At 44.9% G+C, this 22,576-nt stretch carries 26 protein-coding genes; 23 read left to right on the top strand and 3 right to left on the bottom strand.

Annotated features, from left to right (window positions below; translation table 11 throughout):
- Nucleotides 1-159: 159 nt before the first annotated feature.
- The 8 genes from PODO_RS18195 to trmD all read left to right on the top strand — a co-directional run bounded on the left by PODO_RS18195 (nucleotide 160) and on the right by trmD (nucleotide 6,282).
- Nucleotides 160-1,677, top strand: coding sequence for a carboxypeptidase M32 (locus PODO_RS18195; RefSeq protein ID WP_036688614.1), 1,518 nt, complete (start codon nucleotides 160-162; stop codon nucleotides 1,675-1,677).
- A gap of 56 nt (nucleotides 1,678-1,733) precedes the next feature.
- Complete coding sequence (gene trhA / locus PODO_RS18190) at nucleotides 1,734-2,381, top strand: PAQR family membrane homeostasis protein TrhA (protein WP_036688612.1); 648 nt, start codon at nucleotides 1,734-1,736, stop codon at nucleotides 2,379-2,381.
- A 149-nt stretch (nucleotides 2,382-2,530) separates the two neighbouring features.
- Nucleotides 2,531-2,887, top strand: a complete 357-nt coding sequence (gene ylxM / locus PODO_RS18185) for a YlxM family DNA-binding protein (RefSeq protein ID WP_036688609.1) — start codon at nucleotides 2,531-2,533, stop codon at nucleotides 2,885-2,887.
- Between the two features lie 21 nt (nucleotides 2,888-2,908).
- Nucleotides 2,909-4,297, top strand: a complete 1,389-nt coding sequence (gene ffh / locus PODO_RS18180) for a signal recognition particle protein (protein WP_038572007.1) — start codon at nucleotides 2,909-2,911, stop codon at nucleotides 4,295-4,297.
- Nucleotides 4,298-4,351: 54 nt separating this feature from the next.
- Nucleotides 4,352-4,624: a 30S ribosomal protein S16 gene (gene rpsP, locus PODO_RS18175; protein WP_036688604.1), complete on the top strand. Its 273-nt coding sequence runs from the start codon at nucleotides 4,352-4,354 to the stop codon at nucleotides 4,622-4,624.
- Nucleotides 4,625-4,646: 22 nt separating this feature from the next.
- Entirely contained in the window at nucleotides 4,647-4,877 is a 231-nt protein-coding gene (locus PODO_RS18170; RefSeq protein WP_036688600.1) for a KH domain-containing protein, read from the top strand.
- Between the two features lie 89 nt (nucleotides 4,878-4,966).
- A complete protein-coding gene (gene rimM / locus PODO_RS18165) occupies nucleotides 4,967-5,491 on the top strand; it encodes a ribosome maturation factor RimM (RefSeq protein WP_038572005.1) in 525 nt (174 codons plus the stop codon).
- The gene (trmD, locus tag PODO_RS18160) at nucleotides 5,491-6,282 is read left to right on the top strand and encodes a tRNA (guanosine(37)-N1)-methyltransferase TrmD (protein ID WP_038574590.1); all 792 of its coding nucleotides are present in this window, start codon (nucleotides 5,491-5,493) and stop codon (nucleotides 6,280-6,282) included. Before rimM ends, trmD begins: the two co-directional genes overlap by 1 nt.
- A 604-nt stretch (nucleotides 6,283-6,886) precedes the next feature.
- Here the strand turns inward: trmD and PODO_RS31155 are convergent.
- Entirely contained in the window at nucleotides 6,887-7,063 is a 177-nt protein-coding gene (locus PODO_RS31155; protein WP_155288145.1) for a hypothetical protein, read from the bottom strand.
- Nucleotides 7,064-7,268: 205 nt separating this feature from the next.
- Between PODO_RS31155 and PODO_RS18155 the strand changes: the two genes are divergently transcribed.
- The gene (locus PODO_RS18155) at nucleotides 7,269-7,499 is read left to right on the top strand and encodes a hypothetical protein (protein WP_036688596.1); all 231 of its coding nucleotides are present in this window, start codon (nucleotides 7,269-7,271) and stop codon (nucleotides 7,497-7,499) included.
- 60 nt (nucleotides 7,500-7,559) lie between these two features.
- On the opposite strand, the gene PODO_RS18150 is transcribed toward PODO_RS18155, so the two are convergent.
- The gene (locus PODO_RS18150; RefSeq protein ID WP_038572002.1) at nucleotides 7,560-8,510 is read right to left on the bottom strand and encodes a hypothetical protein; all 951 of its coding nucleotides are present in this window, start codon (nucleotides 8,508-8,510) and stop codon (nucleotides 7,560-7,562) included.
- Nucleotides 8,511-8,922: 412 nt separating this feature from the next.
- Between PODO_RS18150 and PODO_RS18145 the strand changes: the two genes are divergently transcribed.
- The 11 genes from PODO_RS18145 to PODO_RS18095 all read left to right on the top strand — a co-directional run bounded on the left by PODO_RS18145 (nucleotide 8,923) and on the right by PODO_RS18095 (nucleotide 18,434).
- Nucleotides 8,923-9,213, top strand: coding sequence for a hypothetical protein (locus PODO_RS18145; protein WP_038571998.1), 291 nt, complete (start codon nucleotides 8,923-8,925; stop codon nucleotides 9,211-9,213).
- Between the two features lie 147 nt (nucleotides 9,214-9,360).
- Entirely contained in the window at nucleotides 9,361-9,705 is a 345-nt protein-coding gene (rplS, locus tag PODO_RS18140) for a 50S ribosomal protein L19 (RefSeq protein WP_036688590.1), read from the top strand.
- Between the two features lie 298 nt (nucleotides 9,706-10,003).
- On the top strand, nucleotides 10,004-10,612 hold the full coding sequence (gene lepB / locus PODO_RS18135; protein WP_036688589.1) for a signal peptidase I: 609 nt from the start codon (nucleotides 10,004-10,006) through the stop codon (nucleotides 10,610-10,612).
- Between the two features lie 29 nt (nucleotides 10,613-10,641).
- Nucleotides 10,642-11,502, top strand: a complete 861-nt coding sequence (gene ylqF / locus PODO_RS18130; RefSeq protein ID WP_036688587.1) for a ribosome biogenesis GTPase YlqF — start codon at nucleotides 10,642-10,644, stop codon at nucleotides 11,500-11,502.
- Between the two features lie 188 nt (nucleotides 11,503-11,690).
- On the top strand, nucleotides 11,691-12,302 hold the full coding sequence (locus PODO_RS18125) for a ribonuclease HII (protein ID WP_076100429.1): 612 nt from the start codon (nucleotides 11,691-11,693) through the stop codon (nucleotides 12,300-12,302).
- Between the two features lie 118 nt (nucleotides 12,303-12,420).
- Nucleotides 12,421-14,610 (top strand): flagellar hook-length control protein FliK, encoded by a 2,190-nt coding sequence (locus PODO_RS18120; RefSeq protein WP_038571994.1) that lies wholly within the window; start codon nucleotides 12,421-12,423, stop codon nucleotides 14,608-14,610.
- Nucleotides 14,607-14,909, top strand: coding sequence for an EscU/YscU/HrcU family type III secretion system export apparatus switch protein (locus PODO_RS18115; RefSeq protein WP_038571992.1), 303 nt, complete (start codon nucleotides 14,607-14,609; stop codon nucleotides 14,907-14,909). Before PODO_RS18120 ends, PODO_RS18115 begins: the two co-directional genes overlap by 4 nt.
- Nucleotides 14,906-15,292: a YraN family protein gene (locus PODO_RS18110; RefSeq protein WP_038571990.1), complete on the top strand. Its 387-nt coding sequence runs from the start codon at nucleotides 14,906-14,908 to the stop codon at nucleotides 15,290-15,292. The genes PODO_RS18115 and PODO_RS18110 overlap by 4 nt, the downstream gene beginning before the upstream one ends.
- A gap of 154 nt (nucleotides 15,293-15,446) precedes the next feature.
- Entirely contained in the window at nucleotides 15,447-15,863 is a 417-nt protein-coding gene (locus PODO_RS18105) for a hypothetical protein (RefSeq protein WP_051491578.1), read from the top strand.
- Between the two features lie 174 nt (nucleotides 15,864-16,037).
- Nucleotides 16,038-16,547, top strand: coding sequence for a metallophosphoesterase (locus PODO_RS18100; RefSeq protein WP_036688580.1), 510 nt, complete (start codon nucleotides 16,038-16,040; stop codon nucleotides 16,545-16,547).
- 207 nt (nucleotides 16,548-16,754) lie between these two features.
- On the top strand, nucleotides 16,755-18,434 hold the full coding sequence (locus PODO_RS18095; protein ID WP_038571987.1) for a YifB family Mg chelatase-like AAA ATPase: 1,680 nt from the start codon (nucleotides 16,755-16,757) through the stop codon (nucleotides 18,432-18,434).
- 370 nt (nucleotides 18,435-18,804) lie between these two features.
- On the opposite strand, the gene PODO_RS18090 is transcribed toward PODO_RS18095, so the two are convergent.
- Nucleotides 18,805-19,233 carry an organic hydroperoxide resistance protein gene (locus PODO_RS18090; protein ID WP_036688575.1) on the bottom strand — a complete coding sequence of 143 codons (429 nt, stop codon included), beginning with the start codon at nucleotides 19,231-19,233 and terminating at the stop codon, nucleotides 18,805-18,807.
- Nucleotides 19,234-19,381: 148 nt separating this feature from the next.
- Between PODO_RS18090 and PODO_RS18085 the strand changes: the two genes are divergently transcribed.
- The 3 genes from PODO_RS18085 (at nucleotide 19,382) to sucD (ending at nucleotide 22,369) form a co-directional block, all read left to right on the top strand.
- Nucleotides 19,382-19,864, top strand: a complete 483-nt coding sequence (locus PODO_RS18085) for a MarR family winged helix-turn-helix transcriptional regulator (RefSeq protein ID WP_232061396.1) — start codon at nucleotides 19,382-19,384, stop codon at nucleotides 19,862-19,864.
- A gap of 352 nt (nucleotides 19,865-20,216) precedes the next feature.
- Nucleotides 20,217-21,377: an ADP-forming succinate--CoA ligase subunit beta gene (gene sucC / locus PODO_RS18080; RefSeq protein WP_038571984.1), complete on the top strand. Its 1,161-nt coding sequence runs from the start codon at nucleotides 20,217-20,219 to the stop codon at nucleotides 21,375-21,377.
- Between the two features lie 62 nt (nucleotides 21,378-21,439).
- Entirely contained in the window at nucleotides 21,440-22,369 is a 930-nt protein-coding gene (gene sucD / locus PODO_RS18075) for a succinate--CoA ligase subunit alpha (RefSeq protein ID WP_036688571.1), read from the top strand.
- Nucleotides 22,370-22,576: the final 207 nt, after the last annotated feature.

The following is a 22,576-nucleotide window of genomic DNA, read 5'->3' as shown; positions in this document are numbered from 1 at the left end:
CTGTTCACGCTCCTTGATTTTTGTTCGAAGCATGCTCTGCTTCTTATGTAACTCATTAAATATTTAAAATTAGAGATGTAATCTCTGAAGTTGATTATACTCATTCAAAAAAGTATCATCAAGAGGAGTCTGTAAAACAGAGAAAGCAGGTGGAGTAGAATGGAACAACAAGTAAAGGAACGATGGGAACAATTCAGCGAGTTATTGGCAAAAATTAGTGGATATTCAGAGGCCATAGAATTAATGCACTGGGATTTGCGCACAGGTGCACCGCGTAAGGGAGTAGAAGTTCGTTCCGGTACGATTGGGATGCTGAGTGGAGAATTGTTCAGACTTGAGATTTCACAGGAGATGGGTGACTTTACAGCATTTTTCAGCCGTCCAGAAGTGTTGAGCCAGCTTACAGCTAATCAACAAAAGATCGTCAACGATTGCCGCAAAGAGTATGAGCGCAGTAAGAGTATTCCTTCCAAAAGATTCGAAGAGTACGCTGTCCTGTCTGCTCATTCCCAAACGATCTGGGAAGAAGCTAAGGAGAATAATGATTTCGCTACATTTGAACCTTATTTGAGCAAAATCGTAGCTCTGAAACAAGAGTTCATCGATTATTGGGGTGTAAATGGCACACGTTACGATACGCTACTAGATATGTATGAGCCTGATCTCACGGTAGAGAAGGTGGATGAAGTGTTCAGTCGCCTCCGCAGCCGCTTGGTTCCGTTAGTGGAAGCTATCGCTGCTTCACCTAATAAACCTGATACCAGCTTCTTGCAGCAGATTTTCCCTAAAGAGCAGCAACAAAAGTTTGGTAACTTTATTCTGAAGCAAATGGGCTATGACTTCGACGCAGGCCGCTTGGATGAGAGTGTGCATCCTTTTGCTACAGGGCTGAATCCAGGTGACGTTCGTATTACGACCGCTTATTTACTTGATAACGTGACTAGTGCCGTTTTCAGTTCACTGCATGAAGGTGGACATGCGCTTTACGAACAAAATATCAGCCAAGATTTAGTGGGAACACCACTGGCTCAAGGCGCATCGATGGGGATTCATGAATCTCAGTCGAGACTATGGGAGAATATGATCGGCCGCAGCCGTGCGTTCTGGCAACGTTATTACGGTGATCTACAGCAGCATTTCCCAGAGCAGCTTGCTAATGTAGATGTAGAGGATTTCTACCGGGCTATTAACAGTGTGGAAAATTCATTCATCCGAATTGAAGCAGATGAGCTTACATACAATCTGCACATTATTGTGCGTTACGAGATCGAAAAGCTTATTTTTAATGAAGGTCTATCTGTCAAAGATCTGCCTCAGGTATGGAATGCTAAATATCAAGAATATTTAGGTATTACACCGCCTAATGATGCGCTTGGTGTATTGCAGGACGTGCACTGGTCCGGTGGAGACTTCGGATATTTTGCATCCTACTCTTTGGGAAATATGTATGCCGCTCAAATCTTGAATACACTCCGCAAGGAGCTGCCGAACTACGATGAATTGATTGCTGCGGGAAATCTTTTGCCGATTAAAGAATGGTTAACAGAAAAAATCTACCGTTTCGGAAAAAGCCTGACCCCTTCGCAAATTATCGAACAAGTAACAGGTGAGCCGCTCAGTCCAGATTATCTGGCTGATTATTTGGAGGAGAAATACACGGAGATTTACAAACTGTAATCCAGTGAGGTCCGCGTGGTATAATAGAAAGAAAGCTTAGACGGAAGGATATGGATATGGCAAATACTCACACCTACACCCGGAGAGAAGAAGTCGCGAATGCGATTACGCACGGGATCGGAGCTGTATTAAGCGTCGCTGCACTTGTCCTGCTTGTTGTTTTTGCAAGTCTGAAAGGAACGGCATGGCATGTGGTCAGCTTCTCCATTTATGGAACGACAATGCTGCTTCTGTATCTCAATTCAACACTTGTGCATAGTCTCAAAGAGGGCAAGGCGAAGGATTTGTTCGAATTTTTCGATCACTCCTCTATTTATCTGTTTATCGCAGGCACGTACACTCCCTTTTTGCTAGTAGCTATTCGGGGAACACTTGGCTGGAGTTTATTTGGAGTCATTTGGGGGATCGCAGTATTTGGCGTTTTCTTCAAAGCGTTTTTTGTTAAAAAGTTTTTGTTCATGTCTACGGTATTCTACATTGCTATGGGTTGGCTGATTGTTATCGCCTGGAATCCTCTTTCGGCAGTTGTAGCGGACGGTGGTATGATTCTGCTGATGGCTGGCGGAGTGCTTTATACTCTAGGCACAGTTTTTTATGTGTGGAGAGGGTTTCCGTTCCATCACGCGATCTGGCATGTATTTGTTCTTGCAGGCAGTGTCACACATTTCTTCGCCATATTGATTTATGTACTGCCAATCCAATAATTTCAAGCGGATTTATCGCGGAAAATATGGATTTTTAATAAAGAAAGAGATGACAAGCAAAAGTGCTTGACATCTCTCTTTCTTTTAGGTATCATAAGGGACGTTGTGAAGGTGTAAAGTGTTTTTCCTTGACGAAGGGGTTGTCCTTAATGAGTCAGGAGAATAGGCTCGAGAAAACGAATCGTATCAATTTGCTTTTTGCCTTCTATGAACGACTGCTTACAGATAAGCAGCAAACGTTTCTTAAATATTATTTTCACGATGATTTTTCCTTGGGAGAAATCGCCGCTGAATTTGAAATCAGCCGCCAAGCTGTTTATGAGCATATTAAGCGGGCTGAGCAAGTCCTTGAGAATTATGAAGAAAAACTTGGATTATTAGTGAAACATGAGAGTCGTACTAAATATTTAGAAGAGCTGCGCAGACTGCCGGAGAATGGGATGCTGCCTGAGCAATATAAACTTCGGTTCGCGGAGATCGTGGATCGCTTGCAGAGGTTAGAGTAGCATGAAGGGAGAAATCTGCATATGGCGTTTGAAGGTTTAACCGGAAGATTGCAGAATGTGTTCAGCAAGCTACGCGGGAAAGGTAAAGTATCCGAAGAAGACGTAAACGAAGCTATGCGTGAAGTGCGGTTAGCCCTTCTGGAAGCCGATGTTAACTTCAAGGTAGTTAAAGAATTCGTAGCTAAGGTGAAAGAAAAGTCCATCGGCAAGGAAGTCATGGACAGCTTTACGCCTGGCATGGTAATTATCGACATCGTCAACAAGGAACTAACCGAGCTGATGGGCGGAAGCCAAGCGAAGCTGGCCAAGTCGAACAAGCCGCCGACCGTCATTATGATGGCGGGTCTACAAGGGGCTGGTAAGACAACCACTTCGGGTAAGCTAGCTAAGCTGTTACAGAAGGGCAATCATCGTCCGCTCCTGGTTGCGGGAGATATTTACCGGCCTGCTGCTATCAAGCAGCTGCAAGTGCTGGGAGAACAGATTAAGGTTCCGGTATTCTCGCTGGGTGATCAGACTAGTCCGGTAGAAATTTCCAGACAAGCTGTACAACATGCGAAGGATAACGGACTGGATTATGTTATTATCGATACTGCGGGCCGCCTGCATATTGATGAAGAACTAATGGAAGAACTCAAGCAGATTCACAATGTTGTAAATCCTGATGAAGTACTTCTTGTAGTAGATGCTATGACAGGTCAAGACGCCGTGAATGTAGCCGAGAGCTTTAATAAGCAGCTTGAGCTTACAGGGGTCGTATTGACGAAACTCGACGGCGACAGCCGTGGTGGTGCTGCACTGTCAGTAAAAGCTGTTACCGGTTGCCCGATCAAATTCGCCGCTTTAGGGGAGAAGATCGACGCGCTGGAGCCGTTCCATCCGGAACGTATGGCTTCGCGGATTCTGGGTATGGGCGACATGCTGTCGCTGATTGAGAAAGCCCAGGCGAACATTGATACTGACAAGGCTAAAGAAATGGAACGTAAGATGCGTAATGCAGAGTTTACGTTCGATGATTTCCTTGAGCAAATGGATCAGGTGAAGAAGCTAGGCCCTATCGATCAAATTCTTGATATGCTTCCGGGTATGAACAAAGCCAAGGGCATTAAAGATTTAAAGGTCGACGATAAGCAAATGGGACGCGTTGAAGCCATAGTTCATTCTATGACTAAGGCGGAGAAGCAACAGCCTGAGATCATTAACCATAACCGCCGCAAGCGTATCGCAACCGGCAGCGGAACCTCAGTCGCTGAGGTCAACCGCCTCATCAAACAATTTGATGAGATGCGTAAGATGATGAAGCAATTCTCCGGCATGATGGGCGGAGGCGGCAAAGCCTCCAAGAAAAATGCCATGAAGCAGCTTAAAGGTCTTGGTGGTGGAAAAGGGCTGAAATTCCCTTTTAAATGATCTTGAATGTCTGTCCAACTAATGTTGGAAACTATTATAAGGAGGTGATTTTTCGTGGCAGTACGTATTCGTCTAAAAAGAATGGGAGCGCATAAAGCGCCTTTCTATCGTGTAGTGGTTTCCGATTCCCGGTCCCCTCGTGACGGTCGTTTTATCGAGGAAATCGGTTATTATAATCCGATTGAACAACCGGCAGTAGTTAAGATCGATGAGGAAAAAGCTCTTAAATGGCTTCAAACAGGTGCGCAAGCATCTGATACCGTCCGCAACTTGCTTTCCAAAGCAGGCGTGATGAAGAAGTTTCATGAGCTTAAGCAACAGAAATAATGACTGATTGCGAGGGTCCTCTATGGAAGAATTAGTTGGAGTAATTGCTAAGGCTTTAGTGGATCATCCAGAAGATGTGACGGTACGGGCTGTGGAGAAAGAACACTTGATTGTCTATGAGCTGTCCGTACATCCAGATGATGTAGGAAAGGTCATCGGCAAGCAAGGCAGGATCGCCAAGGCGCTCCGTACAGTAGTCACATCTGCAGCAGTCAAGAGCGATAAACGCGTAACTGTAGATATTTTATCTTAAATAATGCGTACAATGAGGGGCTAGGGATAGTATATCCCGGCTCCTTTTTGTTCAAATATATAGATGAAGCTTGTAAAGGAGAGGGTTATATGACGGAAGAATTAACCGTAGGCCGGCTTGTGAATACGCATGGAATTCGCGGGGAGATTAAAGTATTATCCCATACCGATTTTCCTGAGGTTCGTTTCGCTAAAGACAAGAAGCTGTTCGTCATCCCTGCGGATGGCAGTGCAAAATTTGAAGTGACTGTAGAATCCGCTCGAGAGCATAAGGGTATGTTTATCGTTAAGCTTAAGGGATATACCAATATTAACGAAGTGGAAAAGTATAAGGGAAGTTTGCTTAAGGTACCAAGTAATGATCTGGTTGATCTGCCAGAGAACGAATACTACTTCCACCAAATCGTTGGCTGTGAAGTTTATACGGATGATGCTGGAAATGAACCGCTTGGCACAATTACGGAAATTTTACAGCCAGGTGCAAATGACGTGTGGGTTGTTAAGCCTGCTAAAGGGCAAGACATCCTTATCCCTGTAATTAACGATGTAGTGCTGAACGTGGACATTGAGGCCAAACGAATTACGGTTCACTTAATGGAAGGACTACTGCCATGATCAGAATTGATGTGCTAACGCTCTTTCCGGAGATGTGCGAAGGCGTATTTAGCACAAGCATTCTTGGTAAGGCACGCGAAAAAGGGATTGTATCTTTGAATGCTGTGAACTTTCGTGATTTCTCAGGAAATAAGCATAACAGTGTAGATGATACACCGTATGGCGGGGGCGGGGGCATGGTACTGAAGCCTGACCCGATCTTTGCAGCGGTAGAACATGTATTGGGGATCGAGGCTAGTCCTTTGGAGAATGGTTCTGAATCTGCAGTCCCGACGCCTTACTCTGTGAAGCCGCGCATCATTCTTATGTGCCCGCAAGGAAAGACGTATAATCAGAAGATTGCTGAGGAACTGGCACAAGAGCAGCATCTAATCTTTATATGTGGTCATTATGAGGGCTACGATGAGCGGATACGGGAGCATCTGGTTACAGATGAACTGTCGATTGGCGATTACGTGCTAACGGGTGGAGAACTACCGGCACTGACGGTTATTGATTCAGTAGTTCGGCTACAGCCAGGAGCGCTTGGAAATGAAACCTCTGCGATCACGGATTCGTTCAGTACAGGGCTGTTGGAATATCCCCACTACACTCGGCCAGCTGAATTTCGGGGCTGGAAGGTACCAGATATGTTGCTGAGTGGCCATCATGCCAACATCGAAGTATGGCGAAGAGAGCAAGCGTTACAGCGTACATTTGAACGTAGACCTGATTTGCTCGAAAGTGCAGAACTAACGTTGAAAGACAAGAAAACACTGGAACGTCTGAAAAATGAAATCAAGCCGGAGTAAAATTTTAATAAAACAGGCATATTTTACGTCTTTTTAACGTATCTTACGTTAAGGAGGCGTTTTTGTTATGTTTACTTAAATATAAGAAGGGCTATAATCTCGTATTTTTTTTGCGTAATTTCCAAAACAAATGAGCATAGGTGCGTTGAACTCTTCTATTTGGGGTAATAGATAGAGGTGGCGTAATACTATATGCAGCTTACGATGCAGCAAGCTTAACTATTGAAAGGAATGAACTGAAGTGACTACGAAGACGCGTGAAGAATTCAAGCCTAGCGTGGACACGATCCACAAAGAAGCGGAGCCGCTCCGCACCGTGAATGATATTATCGATTATTATACAAATCGCAAATCGTAATTCCCATTCGCCCTTTAAAGCTTGAACATATAAGATTAATAATTAAGTATGAATAAGCAAGTCCAATAAAACCATTAGAGTATAGCGAACGAAAGTTCACTACATCTAATGGTTTTATTGTTCCTACTAAGAGAGGTCAAACCCTGTGACTCTGATCAGAATGTAAACACCCCCTCTTCAAGGAAAATTAAAAACTCTTTGGAAAGGGGGTGTTTGGTTAACTATAAAAATTCGTGGAGGCGCATTCTACTCTTTGCGAAAGAGGCGATATACTCCTGTAAGTAGAGCGTAAAGCGCAAAACATACGAGAACAGTAACTGCCCATGCATAGTTGCGAACGGTATAGGTAAGCGATGATAAAATAATAAAGATGGTAATACGCAGTACGCCTTCCTTAATAAACTGTTTACGTGCTACATTCATTCGATTGGCCTCCTTGAATGGATAGGATGGTACGGATAACAAGCCGAAAATATGTCTTTCCTTATATATAACCTTTGGGAATACAAAAAATGCAGAGAACGGAAAGTAAATATCGATGCAAACAAATGACCTATGTAACTTAGCCGTTACCGACCTGTACTCCTCACCATAGAGTATATCATTACGAATGAGGAGGAGTACACTAGTGGAGGCTTATTATAATTGCTTACGTTGTAAGAATAGAAGGGTACGTATCCTGACTACTGATGGCAGACAGCATGAAGGTGTGATTACAGATGTGGACAGATATAATGTTTACTTAAGAACAGGATCAAATGGACCTGTGCAGACTTCTGCATTTTTTGGTTACCCTTATGCTGCAGACAATATTTTAACTCTCAGCTTGTTCACGCTGTTGGCTATTGCATTAATTTAATCATGATGATGCAAAAACAGACCGTCCGCTCATCCGGACGGTCTGTTTATTAGTGGTTGGTTACTCTACTGTAATTGCGCCTATATCAGAGCTTAAGGACAACAATGGACCTCCTCCGTTAACATCACGTTTGCCACCCTCAACCCCGGTGATCTGACCTAGATCACTTTTAGCCACCAAGCTACATTTCACGCCATCGGCTAGAACAGCATTGAGGCTACCCACATTTGTTGTCGCTTTAAGGCGGCTATCACTCTTCATTCCGGCTATATCCATGCGTATGCTTCCTGTATTAGACTCTAGAGTGGACTTACCGGTGATGTTCGCTCCTTCGATATCAATAGCTCCAACGTTGCTGACGATGCGGTAGTTTCCGTCCAGATTGCGGAGACGAATTTGTCCGACATTATTGGTGATTTGATATTCATCCATACTGGTGGGGATCTCTATAGTATAGTTAATACTAAAATCCGAATAGCCGTATTTATCTTGAGCCCAAGTCCATAAATCCTTCTTCGGATTTGATTTGGAATTTGTAGATACCTTCAAAGTATCGCCACTAACGTCTATTGAAATCTCAGCGTCATCCAAGATTTTCTGACGGTCAGCTTTATGGGCAGAGCCGTTATGAGCTAAGATTGTTGCACTTACATTAATTTGATCACCCGTAGTTGATGTAACTTCAATTTCTCCCACTGCATTGTTCATGCTAAGCACTGAAGCAGAGCCGATCTCTTTTGATAAGGATAGTTCTTTGCTAATGCTGTTTGCTTTAACTTCGTCGACCACCTTGGTAGCTGTATCCTGAACGGCTTGCTCCACGCTTGCAGCGGCTTTACCTAACTCTTGCTTCACAGCCTCACCAATATTTTGCTGCACATCTTCAGTAATATTCTTTCCTAGTTCGTTATTAGCGGATTGCCTACCCGGTAACTCTGTGCATCCTGCCAGAAGTACGATGGACAAGACGGCTACAGCTGCCATTACGCTAGTTGTATTACTCTTTTTCATTGAATAAAATCCTCCTTATTTTTGGGTATATGTGTTTTTCCCTAAGCGCTACGTTATGTACGTACTTCTGTAAGTATAGCCTACGGGGATTTATTGTAAAAACGGCTGTAGACGGGTTAATATACTGGACCAAAGACTAGGTATTTAAAAAGTGTTCACTACACTTCAAATTTCAATTGTGCTAAAATGTAATATAGATCTTACGCTGACATTAAAATGGGTAAGGATACATATAAAAAGAGCGAAGATGCTCTCATATATAATCTTCAGCAGCTACTGAAAAGCGCTTTTTAAAGTGAGATGTGCTAGGGCTAGTTTGCGAATACGATATAGACCGTTGCCTTACTTGCATCACAGGGCGGTCTTTTTATTTTCTTACCTCAATTAAATCATGAAGAGCGGAGGGAGCCAGATGCAATATGTAGTTATTTTGCTTGCCTTGCTAGCGCTGGGTGTTGTGTATTATATAGCTCAGAAAAAGAAAACAAGCAGCTCAAGCAATCCTTTGCGCACCACTAGCAGTAATGTGATCTCAATGGACAGTCATCGCAAAGCCAAACAGAGTCCAGGGGAGCAGCCTTGCTCTTCTTGCAAGAAGAAGAATGGAAAGTTGATCTTCTATGCTCAAGACAACGGAACCGTGGTCGGCTTGTGTAAAGACTGCCAGTCTAAGGCAAAAAAAAGAGATATGTTGCCGTTATAAAATAGAAAAATAAGTTGTATTAGCCCGTCCTTTATGATATTATTAACTCTGTTGTGTGGAATACGGTGGTCCGCTGCGGATAATGAGGGAGAGCTCAGATCTCTCCGGAAGAGGCAAGAACACCTGTACGGAAGGAGGAAGTCCTTAATGAATATCCTACAAGCTATTACGCAAGAGCAACTTCGTAAAGATATCCCTAGTTTTCGTCCGGGTGACACTTTGAAGGTGCATGTAAAAGTTATCGAGGGAACTCGTGAGCGTATCCAGTTGTTCGAAGGCGTTGTAATCAAACGTCGTGGCGGTGGAATCAGTGAGACTTTTACGGTTCGTAAAATTTCTTACGGTGTTGGTGTGGAAAGAACATTCCCAATCAACTCGCCTAAACTCGAAAAAATCGAAGTGGCTCGTCGTGGTAAAGTGCGTCGTGCTAAGCTTTATTACCTTCGTGAACTACGTGGTAAAGCAGCGAGAATTAAAGAAATTCGTCGCTAGAATAGTGACAGAGGAGAGGGGCTTGAGTTCAAGCCCCTTTCGCTTTATTTTTTTTTGAAAATATAAGAAAAGCATAAGTTTTACGTTATACATTATTCTTAAATTTCTCGCATAAACGCTTACCGTCCTTAAAAGGACGCTGAGGGCGTTTTAGCTTGGTATACAATGCGTGTGACATATACGCTTGGGGATAAGCTTCTCCGAAAAGGCCTCCTGAAGGAGTTTCTGTGGAGGGGTTTTTGGCAGGAGTTTTTTTGTGTTGTATAGTAAGAGTAGTATTAAGAGAGGACGGTGAACTATGCAGCAGGAACAAAGCGAAACTTTGGAATCAAGCGAGCAGAACCCACGTAAACAGAAAAATGAAGTGCTGGAATGGGTCAAGGCCATTGCGATTGCTTTAGTTCTGGTTATACTGATTCGCTGGCTTTTATTCAAGCCTTTTATTGTAGATGGACCTTCCATGCAGCCTAATTTCCATACGGGAGAACGTGTTATCGTTAATGAAATTTTATACGATATAAGATCACCGCAGCGGGGTGAGGTTATTGTATTCCACGTGCCATCTGAAGGCAGAGATTTTATTAAACGTGTAATTGGTGTGGCTGGAGATACTGTGAAAGTAGAAGGAGATGTAGTTACAGTTAACGGTGAGGTTGTTAACGAGACTTACATCCAAGGCGCTATTGATGCTGCGCATAGTAACAACGCTCTGTATAATAATAAAGATTTCCCAAATGAAAAATTCACGGATGGTACTGTACCAGAAGGACATATTTTCGTTATGGGGGATAATCGCTCGGATAGTACAGACAGCCGGATGATTGGCTATGTGCCGCTGGGTGATATTGTGGGTCGTGCAGATTTAATCTTCTGGCCGATAAAAGATATTACACTGATTAACCATTAAGTTGACAGAAGTCAAAGGAGGTGACGGCAATGGCCATTCATTGGTTTCCTGGTCATATGACGAAGGCTAGGCGGCAAATCGAGGATAAGCTGAAGCTGATTGATGTTGTTATAGAGTTGCTCGATTCCCGTCTGCCGCTTTCCAGCCGCAATCCGATGATTGACGATATTTTGCGGGACAAGCCGAGATTAATTATTTTGAACAAAGCGGATCTGGCGGATCCGGAAATTACTCGGAAGTGGCTGGCTTACTTTAAGGAACAAGGGCATGTTGCCCATCCTGTGGATGCATCTACTGGAACAGGCGTCAAGGAGATTCCGGAGCAGGTCAAGCTGCTGCTGAAGGAAAAAATTGATCGGCAGATCGCAAGAGGAATGAACCCACGAGCTATGCGCGCATTGATCGTCGGTATTCCTAACGTCGGTAAATCAACGCTGATTAATCGAATGGCTGGTAAGAGTATCGCTGCTACGGGTGACCGCCCGGGGGTTACTAAGGGCCAGCAGTGGATTAAAACAGGAGGTAATCTGGAGCTTCTGGATACTCCTGGTATCTTATGGCCGAAGTTTGAGGATCAAGACGTGGGTTACCGCTTGGCAGTGACGGGTGCGATCAAAGAAGAAATCCTGAACATTGAGGACATTGCTTTTTATGCAGTGAAGTATTTGGTGAAGGATTATGGTTCCAGATTTCAAGAACGCTTTGGTATTGAGAAGCTTCCTGAGGATCTTGAGAACCCTGATGAGATCGTCGCAGTTATGGAAGCCGTGGGCCGCAAACGCGGTTGTCTGATTAGCGGTGGACGTGTTGATCTGGAAAAAGCTTCACGTGCTTTGCTGCATGAGCTGCGGGCAGGTAAGCTTGGTCGTTTTACGCTGGAAACACCTTAAAGGCGTTTAAATGAATGGGTATGGAAGAGCCATCCGGAATTTTTCGGGGGCTCTTTTTTTTGCCGATTTGGATCAAATTGGAGTGGTTATTTGTACATGACCATGTGAGCTTTACTATGGTAAGCTGACTTATGTAGTTTATAGAATAAATTATAATTGGCGGTGACAGATTCGTGAGTACGATAGATATGTTGAGTTATGAAAAAGAGGGCTGGGAACAGTCTTATCGCCGTATAGCCGGCGTAGATGAAGTAGGCAGAGGTTGTTTGTTTGGGGATGTTGTTGCAGCAGCGGTGATTTTGCCGGAAGGGCTTATTATTGATGGCGTCAACGACTCTAAGAAGCTTACAGCGAAAAAAAGAGATGCCTTATTCGAGATTATTATGGAGCAGGCGATAGCTATTGGTGTAGGTTATGTGGATTCCCGCATGATTGATGAAATTAATATTAAGCAGGCTTCTCGTCTGGCGATGAAAAAAGCGGTAGAAGGTCTTAGTCATACCCCGGACTATATGTTAATCGATGCTGAAAAAGTAGATCTTCCGTTGCCGCAGCAGGCGATCATAAAAGGGGATGCTAACAGCCAGTCCATTGCGGCAGCTTCGATTATAGCTAAAGTAACAAGAGATAGACTGTGTGAAGGGGTGTGGGAGGAATTATACCCTGATTATGGGATTGCGATACATAAAGGTTATGCGACCAAGCTTCACAGGGAACAAATTACGGCGTTAGGTCCGACACCTATGCATCGGCGCAGCTTTATTGGGAAGATTCTTGCTGAACAGCAAACCCTTTTTTAGAAATATCAGAATATAAAAGACGCCAAAGGCGCTTAAGCTTGGATAAATTCACCGCTCAAAAAAGTCGGATTAATACCGATATAGTAAGAAGAGAGAAAATGGAGGGAGGAGAAACGGTATGAATATCGGAACATTGATCCGCGGATTGCTCGGGGATAATAAACCGGGAGCGGCCAAGTCTTTGGAATTAAAAGAAGGGCAAGTTGTACGTGGTGTTGTTTTGTCTGTATCGGATTCGGGAAAAGAAGCCGTTGTGCAGATTCAAGGTACACCTGTTCGTGCGGAGTTGGAAACACCACTACTGCCAGGAGAGACCCTGAACTTGCAGGTTGGAGCACCCGGAGAAGGCGGATTGCCCGTATTGAAGCCGGTCTCCCTCGGCGAAACGGTGTTAGCTACCCCGCAAAACATGGGCGAGGCGTTGGAATCGCTTGGGCTTACTGACTCCAAAGCGGGTCGGGAAATTGTGTTGGCGATGCAGTCGGGTGGTATTCCACTTACCAAAGAGACAGCGGCGATTCTGGATGCTGTAATGAGTGCGAAACCTGCGGGCGTGCCGACCTCAGAGTGGCTTGATGCAGCTGTCATTTCTGTAAAGCGGGGCCTGCCGGTTACCCCTGAAAGTGTGAAAGGATTGCAGCAGGCGGTTTTTGGTCCGCAGCTTCATCAGCTTTTGTCAGCGCTCGAAGAACAGATTATGATTTGGGCAGGTCAAGTCGCCGGTGAAGAAACAACAACAGCTGAAGCTAAAGCTGAAATGGGTACCCAAACCGGAAAGCTGAATGCTCCTGTAACGACAGGTACAGGCGCTGTGATTAACGGGGAAGCGGTATCAGCAGGTGATGCTGATGCGGAAATGGACCAGGTGGCGGTTAAAGGGACTGGACAACCTGTAAGTAAACCTGCTGAAGGTAGCACTGGTGTTACTACTACAAGCGGAAGTGCTGCTGCAACAGGAGGGGCAATGGGAGCCGGAGTTATTTCTGACGAACCTGCAATTCCTTTGAATTCAGTGAAATCAGAAATATCGGGAAGTGCAGCTGCGAGTACAGCTGAAGCTCCTGAGAATGAAACCGGTATTGTAACTGCTAAGCCACTGGTGCCCGAAGAGGCTGGTGAGGTTGTTCAGCTCTCGAAGAGTGGAAATACTGGTGAACCTTTGGCTGGGAAGACAACTTCTACGATTGCTGCCGGGACTCAGAGTAGTGCCGCTAACACGCAAGGGGACGGGATTGTAAACAATCAAAATAGTTCTAATGGGAGCGAAACTCATGGCAATGAAATGAGTCTAAATAAAGATAGAGCGCAGGGCAGTGTCAGTGGCGCGAATACAAGCGCCACTGGATCAGTTGGGGCAGATAGCCAAGCTGCTGCGGCAAACCAAGCTGGTGCAGCAAGCCAAGCTGCTGCGCCTAGCGGGGCTGCCCTGCTCGCGAAGCTGCAGAGCGTGCTCACCGAGCTGCGCGGCAGCATGCCGCAGCTCGCGAACGTCCCGCCCGCTGACGCGGCGGGACAAGATCCTGCCCCCGCGCCGGCAGCGCCGCGCGGGGAGACCACGGCTGCTGCGGCTTCGCCGGTGCAGCCAGACACCGCCCCACCCGCGGATGCGGAGTCGTGGGTGGGGCGGGTGTTGAAGCTGCTCGGTGCGGAGCACGAGCAGCAGGCCGTGCGCGGCGGCGCTTTGCCGGCCGCGGAGACGGCGCGAGTGGCAGCGGGGACAGCTGCAGCCGCGCTAGGCAGTGTCGGCGGGGAGCAAGCTGCCGACACGTTGAAGGGCGTGCTGCTGCAGCTTATGAGCAGCAGCGAGGTGCCGCCCGCGGTAAAAGATGCCGCGAGCGGGCTAGTGCAGCAGCTGACAGGCCAACAGCTGCTGCTGAATACAGATCGGACTGCTCCCTTCGCGCAGGTTACACTGTTCTTGCCGCTGCAAGGTCCAGATGGGCAGGAAACTGCATCGGTCCATATCCAGTCCAGGCGGGGCCGCAAAGGGGAGCTGGATGCAGCTAACTGTCGATTATGGTTCGATTTGGACATGAAGCAGCTAGGGCAGACATTGGTAGATGTGCAGGTTGTAGATCGAATCGTTAGTCTTAAGCTTCATAATGATCATCCGTGGGTGCTTGAGCTGCTGGAGACGCGGCGTGAAGATATAAAAACTGCAGTAGAATCCATCGGTTATCAATTATCAGGTTTAAGAACCGAACCCTTGCCAGAATTGAATTTACCTAAAGAGCTTGCTGGTTCCAATACTAATAAGTTTGTTGATTATGTTCCTGAGGCTTACAAAGGAGTGGATTACCGTATATGAATGAGCCTGTACAGCCAATTTCACAAGGGCTCAAAAAAGCGGTCGCTCTCAAATATAGTCCCGGACAAAACGAGGCTCCTGTCGTAGTAGCCAAGGGACAAGGCGCGATAGCAGACCTTATTCTGCAAAAGGCTAAGGAGAGCGGGGTTGCTGTTCAGGAAGATGCAGCCCTCGTGGAGGTTCTTTCAAAGCTTGATCTGGACCAACAGATTCCGTCTGAGCTCTATCAGCTGGTGGCAGAAATCCTTAGCTTTGTGTATCAGAGCGATCGTTCCGCTGGTGAACGGGGGCAAGAATGAAAGAGCCATATGTAAGAAAACACTATAACCGCAAAGAGAAAGGAACTGCTGCAGAGAACGGAGCTGTGCAGTACCTATCTTCTAGCGGGTATATGATATTGGAACGGAATTGGCGTTGTCGTACTGGAGAGCTTGATATCATTGCGGAGCGTGAAGACTGTATTGTTGTTGTCGAAGTTCGTAGCCGCAGTGGAGAGCTGCTTCAGGGAACTCCAGAAGAATCGGTGAATGCTCGCAAAATAAACCAGGTTCGGAATACAACACAGGTTTATTTGCATATGAAGGGTTATGAGGAACGGCGGGTTTCTTTTGATGTAATTAGCGTCTTGTTAAATGACGATCTTAGCCTAGCTTCACTTAGTCATATTCGCGAGGCGTTTTAAGAGTAACTCTATATTCTCATGCGATTCTTTATGAATTTACTGCTGTTCTGATAAAAAAGTCTTTACATACCTTCCGCACTGTGGGTCATTTCTCAAAAGAAATGGGTAAACATTAGGAGTAACTTTTTAATGTCATCATGAGGAGGGCTGTCTAGTGAAGAATAAACCTTCTGAAATGCAGGTTAGTTTTACATGCCAATATTGCCAGCAGAAGATTGAAGTGAAATTTAAAGCAGAGCCAATATCTGTCGTCTGTTGCGATAATTGCAATAAGACCTTCACGGTTATGCGGCCCACTATAGCGGAGGAAATATTAATAGATTGGGAAAATGAAGCGTTATTTCAAAAAATCCGGGCTGAAAAGTCGCAAAACAGCAATAGCAGTCTCTTAGCGCTTGTAATTAGAGTTATTGAACTGCTTACATGGCGCGACAAAGGCAATGGACAGGTGGAAGCGATCAAGGAGATGCGTGGCTGGCTTATTGACAATGAGGAGGCACCTCCTTTAGCTGAACTGATTCAGAGTGATGTTAATAAACGTTCGAGTAAGCGGCGCGACTGGGAAAAGTAACATTAACAATAAAGAGGTATTCCGTCATCGCCTCATGACATAGAATGATACGTATAATTTCGTGAGAAATTAGGCGGAAAAGTCCTCGGGGCTCCGAATTTCCTAGGGTTTATGGGTAGTCGGAGCTTTTTTCATACATACTGTCATTAGAATAGGACTAAAAGGAGGGTGCACATGGCTAAGGTTTTTTTTACATCAGATCATCATTTTGGGCATAAGTTGATCATTGATTTTGAATCCAGACCCTTTAACGATGTAGAGCAAATGAATGAAGTTATGATTGAAAGTTGGAATTCGGTAGTGAATCCAGACGATAAAGTATTTCATTTGGGAGACTTTTCTTTTTTAAATAAGGAGGCGACTCGTGCGATTGTGGCCAGGCTGCATGGATACAAAATCCTGATCCTTGGCAATCATGATCGCGGCCGCAGCCGAAGCTGGTGGCTTGAGGCAGGTTTTGATGAGGTTAGTGAATATCCTTTGATTTATAAGGATTTCTTTTTCCTCTCACATGAGCCTATGTACATGAATAAACATATGCCTTACGTAAATGTGCACGGCCATATTCATGGGCAAAAATATGAGGGAAACAATCATTTTAACATTTGTGTAGAGCATTGGAACTATAAACCGTTGACTTTTGAGCAGATTAGGGACTCGGTCGTAGTTAAAGAAGGAGATTGATGTAGGTCTTTAGAGATGCGCTTTCGCCTTTATGTAAAACTTGAATTTCTTATTCTAAAGATAAATTGCTCACAGATTGCGTTAGGACACAACTTCTATAATGTACTTAACAGCTAATATGTATTTGGAAAATAAGGAAGCACCTTTTTTCTTGAAGCTATGACACCCCAAATTAGGGTGTATTTCAGGAGATGAGGTGTTTTTATTATGTATGGGAAAATGTTTAGCGCGTGTCTGTATGGGATTGAAGGGGTAATGATTGGTGTGGAAATCGATCTTGCAAATGGATTGCCGCAGACGAATATCATTGGCTTACCAGATTCAGCAATTCGCGAGGCTGTTGAACGAGTTAGGGCTGCCGTTAAAAATTGCGGTTACCGCTATCCACAGCAGCGTATTACGATCAATCTTGCCCCAGCTGACCTGCGTAAAGAAGGTTCCGCTTTTGATCTAGCGATTGCTTTAGGCATACTGATAACTAGTGGCCAGTTGATTATGCCTTCAGCTCAAGAGATGCTTTTAATTGGAGAGCTTGCGCTCGACGGCAGTCTGCGTCCGGTATCGGGTGTGCTGCCGATGGTTGAAGCAGCGCGTAAAAGCGGGTTTAAAGCCGTTCTGCTCCCGCAGGGCAATGCGGCAGAAGCTGCTTTAATCAGTGGCATGAATGTTTACACCCTCAACCATTTGCAAGCGTTAGTGAATGCTGCTGAACCTGTGGCCAGCTTTGGTCCGATTATAGATAAGCTAGTTCCTATAGAAGAATCTGAAGGATCACTACTTCCTTTTCCTGTATCCGTGAGTATGGGGGCGGGGGCAAAAGAACAACCTCCGGTGCTTGTTCTTTCTGTAGAGCATCTCAAATATAACCCTATATATTCTGATTCTGAGGCTGCTTCTTCCGAAGCGAATGAAATAATGGATGATTACAGTGATGTGCTTGGACAGCAACATGTGAAAAGAGCACTAACTATCGCGGCTGCAGGGATGCATAATATTATGCTTATTGGTCCACCTGGCACAGGCAAAACGATGCTGATTAAACGCCTTCCCAGTATCCTTCCGCAATTGTCGGACAGTGAGGCGCTTGAGGTAACCAAAATTTTTAGTGCGGCTGGAAATTTGAAGGATGCACACAACGGTTTGCTGCGAAGTCGTCCATTTCGTTCTCCACACCACACGATATCTTCTGCCGGATTAATTGGAGGGGGCGGTATTCCCAAGCCAGGTGAGGTAAGTCTTGCACATCGAGGTATTCTGTTTCTGGATGAATTGCCAGAATTCTCCCGGAATGTACTTGAAGTGCTGCGACAGCCCCTCGAAGATGGGGTGGTTACTATAAGTCGTGCCCGAGCTTCCTTTACTTTTCCTGCCAAATTCATGCTCGCTGCATCGATGAATCCGTGCAGCTGCGGCTTTTTTGGAAGCGGTATCTCCCAGCAAAATTGTACCTGTAGTCCTGCCAGGATTGCCCAATATCGGGCAAAAATATCTGGTCCTTTATTGGATCGGATCGACTTACAGGTTGATGTTCCCCGCCCGAAGGAATGGGATCGGCAGGGGCATGTTTTATCGTCAGCAGATATGCGTGCGGAGGTGTTGGCTGCTCAGGCCATCCAAGCTAAACGTTACAAACGACTTGCGATTTCATGGAACAGTGAACTTTCCGGTGCTTCCCTTCGGAAATATGCGAGCCTAAACCGAGAGAGTGCTCAAATGCTGTATGACATTTTGGAGGATTTAGGTCTAAGCATGCGAGCGCATGATCGGATTATTAAGCTATCCCGTACCATAGCTGATCTAGAGGGTGCACAGGATATTTCTTCTGCACATCTCGCGGAAGCTGTGCAATACCGTAATCTGGATCGGCAGGTAATAGCGGAGGAATAAAGATAAAAGAGCAGCGATTCCCGTTATGGGAGAATCGCTGCTCTATATTATGGACCGTTAGTTACGAACACCGCCGAATCATTATTATCCTCTGATGTTTACGGAACGGACCTAGAGGACGTTATTTGCAAGTTTTTAGCCCTTGGAGCGTAGGTTCGGACTCTGGAGACGCTATTCCTTCGGAAGAAGGTTATATTGGGTGATTTTCATTCCGATAGCTTCCATGAGGTCCGATAGCATTCCAAATATGGGATTAAGTTGCGTTTAAGATCAACTATGTCCGTTAGCTACTTCGAATGCGAAATGCCACGTATTCAAACGAAGGTTAGATCGTTTAGTGAATTTCACATACATTTTTCTCTATAATTTCTTACAGTACATTCAATTCTACTTCGATATTGCCACGAGTAGCACGGGAGTAAGGACATGCGCCATGGGCAGCTTCTACCAAAGATGCTGCGGTTTCTCTGTCAACGCCTTTAACCAGCACGTCAAGCTTAACCGCAATGCCGAACCCGCCATCTTCAACTTTACCAAAGCTAACAGTAGCCGTAACTTCGCTGCCTTCAATCTTCACTTTGCCAAGTCGAGCAACCATGTTTAGGGCACTGTCAAAACAAGCGGAGTAGCCAGCTGCAAATAATTGTTCAGGATTAGTACCTTCACCACCGGCACCACCCATTTCGCGTGGTGTACTGATCGTAAGGTTGAGTTTAGGACTTTCTGATTCTATATAACCGTTTCTTCCCCCAACCGCTTTAACTGTTGTTTCATACATCTTTTGTTGAATTGTCATCATAATAAATCTCTCCTATTCATTAATTAGTTTGTGTACAATCTAATTTATCACAATTAATATAAAAGTCAAATTAATTTTTTGCTATTATTATGATGTGTGAGTGAATTATGATAAAATAAAGAGATAAGGCGGGTGAATAAATATGAAAATGAGTGAAGAAGATATGCAGAAAATGACTACAACCCCAGAGCTGCTGATCGAGAATCAGCTCTGTTTTACCATTTATGCTTGCTCGCGTGAGATTACAAAGCTGTACCAACCGTATTTGGATAAGATCGGTTTAACTTACTCCCAATACCTAGTAATGCTTGTGTTATGGGAACGGCAGCAATGTACAGTGAAAGAGATTGGTGAGGCGTTATTTTTGGATTCAGGAACGCTGACTCCGCTATTGAAGCGCTTGCAAGCCGCAGGCCTGATTATACGTGAACGCTCGATGCAGGATGAGCGAAAAGTATTAATCTCACTAACGAAACAAGGCTGGGCACTCCAAAGTGATGCCGTGTGTATTCCCGGCAAAATGATGGAAGAAACGACACTGACTAATAATGAATCCATAGAGCTACTTGATCAGTTTAAAGACTTATTGAATCGTGTTCACGAAGCTAATATCCAAGATAGTAAAAAGTAAGCGTAGTAAGGAGTCAATGCGATCGTTCGCATTTCGGCATGAAATCAAGCGAAAAAATGTGTACAAATCATGAATATATTTAAGGTAAGCGTTTTAAAAACATGTTACACTATTCTGGGTTCCTTTGTATGGCATATAGGTAAATATAAGCTTAGTCTTATAGATTTACACAATGTCTCTTGCAGAAATAGTGCCATTCTTTTTACGAGTGGTAGATCAGTTTCTGCTGGTTCCGGAATAGTGCTGCATGTATAACATCAGCCTATCCCTAACCCCGCGGCAATCAAAACGGAAAGCGAGATGACGACAGGCTGCCTGTTTAGTCACCACGCTACTTTAGGAGGCTACCGCTATGAATATCCACGAGTATCAGGGAAAAGAAGTGCTTAAGAAGTACGGTGTAGCCGTACCGAATGGAAAAGTAGCTTATACAGTGGAGGAAGCGGTAGAAGCCGCAGAGTCACTGAGCACACCAGTTGTTGTAGTTAAAGCTCAGATTCACGCAGGTGGACGCGGTAAAGCTGGAGGAGTAAAGGTTGCTAAGAATATCGATGAGGTGCGTAGTTACGCAACTGAGATTCTTGGAAAGACTCTAGTAACTCACCAGACTGGACCGGAGGGTAAGGTAGTAAAAAGACTGCTCATTGAAGAGGGTTGTCAAATTGTTAAGGAGTATTACATTGGTATCGTAGTTGACAGAGGAACTGGCCGAGTGGTCATGATGGCTTCTGAAGAAGGCGGTACTGAGATTGAAGAAGTAGCTGCAACACATCCGGAGAAAATTTTTAAAGAGATCATTGATCCGGCAGTGGGTTTGCAGACTTTCCAGGCGCGCAAGCTGGCTTACAGCATCTCTATTCCCAATGAGCTGGTAGGCAAAACTGTGAAATTCATGCAAGCGCTATATTTAGCTTTCGTGGATAAAGATTGCTCTATTGCCGAAATTAACCCATTGGTAGTGACTGCGGATGGGAATGTGATGGCACTGGATGCCAAACTGAATTTTGATTCCAATGCCTTGTTCCGTCATAAGGATATTCTAGAGCTGCGGGATTTGGATGAAGAGGATTTAAAGGAAATCGAAGCCTCGAAGTATGACCTTAGCTATATTGCGCTTGATGGCAATATTGGGTGCATGGTAAACGGTGCAGGTCTCGCGATGGCGACTATGGATATTATTAAGTATTATGGGGGCGAACCCGCCAACTTCTTGGATGTAGGTGGCGGTGCAACGACCGAGAAGGTAACAGAAGCCTTTAAAATCATTTTATCGGATGAAAAGGTGAATGGGATTTTTGTTAATATTTTCGGCGGTATTATGCGCTGTGATGTTATCGCTAACGGTGTTGTAGAAGCGGCTAGTCAACTGGGTTTGACCAAACCGCTGGTTGTGCGTCTTGAGGGAACAAATGTTGGATTAGGCAAGCAGATTTTGGCTGGATCGGGACTTAATATTGTTGCTGCTGATTCTATGGCGGACGGTGCCCGTAAGATTGTGTCTCTTGTGCAATAATGGCCTGATTTAGGAAGCCAGTTATCGTATTTGACAATATAAGTAGGGATGTGACTTAAGGCATGAGCATTCTTGTAGATAAAAATACGAAAGTTATCACGCAGGGAATTACAGGATCAACGGGTTTGTTCCATACTAAAGGTGCGCTGGATTATGGAACACAGATGGTTGGAGGGGTAACACCGGGTAAAGGTGGAACATCTGTCAATATCACGCTTGAAAATGGCAGTGAGGTTAGCCTTCCGGTATTCGATACTGTTGTAGCTGCTAAGGCGGCTACAGGCGCAACCGCTAGTGTAATCTATGTACCGCCAGCATTCGCAGCAGACTCCATAATGGAAGCCGTGGACGCAGAACTCGACTTGGTGATTTGTATTACCGAAGGGATTCCAGTGCTTGATATGGTAAAGGTGTCCCGTTATATGGAGGGGCGCTCTACTGTATTGATCGGACCCAACTGTCCGGGAGTTATCACTCCTGGGGAATGCAAAATAGGAATTATGCCGGGTTATATTCATATGCCAGGGTATGTAGGTGTTGTCTCGCGCAGCGGAACTCTAACCTATGAGGCTGTTCATCAGCTGACCACGCGTGGAATCGGGCAATCTTCAGCTGTAGGTATTGGCGGAGACCCTGTTAAAGGCTCGGAGTTTATTGATATTCTGAAGCTTTTTAATGAGGATCCGGGTACAAAGGCAGTCATCATGATTGGTGAAATTGGCGGAACCGCAGAGGAAGAAGCAGCAGAGTGGATTCGTGAGCATATGACTAAGCCGGTTGTAGGGTTTATTGGCGGTGCTACTGCCCCTCCTGGCAAACGTATGGGGCATGCGGGTGCTATTATTTCCGGAGGCAAAGGAACAGCGAGTGAGAAAATTGCCGTACTTGAATCGTGCGGAATCAAGGTCGCTCCTACACCTGCCGAAATGGGCTCAACGCTTGTGAGTGTGCTTGAAGAACGCGGTATTCTTAGCGCATTTACAACGCATTAATTATTTTATATAATTGAAGGAATTCACTCTACGCGAGTGGGCTTCTTTCGTGTATAATTATTTCAGAGGTAAGCAACCTTTTGTTCCTATCCAAGGGATGAAAGGTTGCTTTTTTTGTTTTTTTAACATAGAAAAATATTGAATTAAAAGAAAATATTGCATTCGTCAAATTCATGTTACAAAATAGGGAAGGCTAACCCTTCCATT

This window comes from Paenibacillus odorifer (genome assembly GCF_000758725.1).
Taxonomy (GTDB): Bacteria; Bacillota; Bacilli; order Paenibacillales; family Paenibacillaceae; genus Paenibacillus_AQ; species Paenibacillus_AQ odorifer.
Note: the sequence above shows the minus strand (reverse complement) of the source record. Positions and strands in the feature narration are given on the sequence as shown.

Bases quoted from the DNA above. Each gene is read 5' to 3' on its own strand.
- PODO_RS18170 (WP_036688600.1), top strand. From the start codon at position 4,647: ATGGAAGAATTAGTTGGAGTAATTGCTAAGGCTTTAGTGGATCATCCA.
- PODO_RS18120 (WP_038571994.1), top strand. From the start codon at position 12,421: ATGAATATCGGAACATTGATCCGCGGATTGCTCGGGGATAATAAACCG.
- PODO_RS18115 (WP_038571992.1), top strand. From the start codon at position 14,607: ATGAATGAGCCTGTACAGCCAATTTCACAAGGGCTCAAAAAAGCGGTC.
- PODO_RS18100 (WP_036688580.1), top strand. From the start codon at position 16,038: ATGGCTAAGGTTTTTTTTACATCAGATCATCATTTTGGGCATAAGTTG.
- lepB (WP_036688589.1), top strand. From the start codon at position 10,004: ATGCAGCAGGAACAAAGCGAAACTTTGGAATCAAGCGAGCAGAACCCA.
- trhA (WP_036688612.1), top strand. From the start codon at position 1,734: ATGGCAAATACTCACACCTACACCCGGAGAGAAGAAGTCGCGAATGCG.
- PODO_RS18125 (WP_076100429.1), top strand. From the start codon at position 11,691: ATGTTGAGTTATGAAAAAGAGGGCTGGGAACAGTCTTATCGCCGTATA.
- ylqF (WP_036688587.1), top strand. From the start codon at position 10,642: ATGGCCATTCATTGGTTTCCTGGTCATATGACGAAGGCTAGGCGGCAA.
- PODO_RS18110 (WP_038571990.1), top strand. From the start codon at position 14,906: ATGAAAGAGCCATATGTAAGAAAACACTATAACCGCAAAGAGAAAGGA.
- PODO_RS31155 (WP_155288145.1), bottom strand. From the start codon at position 7,063: ATGAATGTAGCACGTAAACAGTTTATTAAGGAAGGCGTACTGCGTATT.
- rplS (WP_036688590.1), top strand. From the start codon at position 9,361: ATGAATATCCTACAAGCTATTACGCAAGAGCAACTTCGTAAAGATATC.
- PODO_RS18150 (WP_038572002.1), bottom strand. From the start codon at position 8,510: ATGAAAAAGAGTAATACAACTAGCGTAATGGCAGCTGTAGCCGTCTTG.
- rimM (WP_038572005.1), top strand. From the start codon at position 4,967: ATGACGGAAGAATTAACCGTAGGCCGGCTTGTGAATACGCATGGAATT.
- PODO_RS18095 (WP_038571987.1), top strand. From the start codon at position 16,755: ATGTATGGGAAAATGTTTAGCGCGTGTCTGTATGGGATTGAAGGGGTA.
- PODO_RS18195 (WP_036688614.1), top strand. From the start codon at position 160: ATGGAACAACAAGTAAAGGAACGATGGGAACAATTCAGCGAGTTATTG.
- PODO_RS18090 (WP_036688575.1), bottom strand. From the start codon at position 19,233: ATGATGACAATTCAACAAAAGATGTATGAAACAACAGTTAAAGCGGTT.
- ylxM (WP_036688609.1), top strand. From the start codon at position 2,531: ATGAGTCAGGAGAATAGGCTCGAGAAAACGAATCGTATCAATTTGCTT.
- PODO_RS18085 (WP_232061396.1), top strand. From the start codon at position 19,382: ATGAGTGAAGAAGATATGCAGAAAATGACTACAACCCCAGAGCTGCTG.
- sucC (WP_038571984.1), top strand. From the start codon at position 20,217: ATGAATATCCACGAGTATCAGGGAAAAGAAGTGCTTAAGAAGTACGGT.
- PODO_RS18145 (WP_038571998.1), top strand. From the start codon at position 8,923: ATGCAATATGTAGTTATTTTGCTTGCCTTGCTAGCGCTGGGTGTTGTG.
- ffh (WP_038572007.1), top strand. From the start codon at position 2,909: ATGGCGTTTGAAGGTTTAACCGGAAGATTGCAGAATGTGTTCAGCAAG.
- sucD (WP_036688571.1), top strand. From the start codon at position 21,440: ATGAGCATTCTTGTAGATAAAAATACGAAAGTTATCACGCAGGGAATT.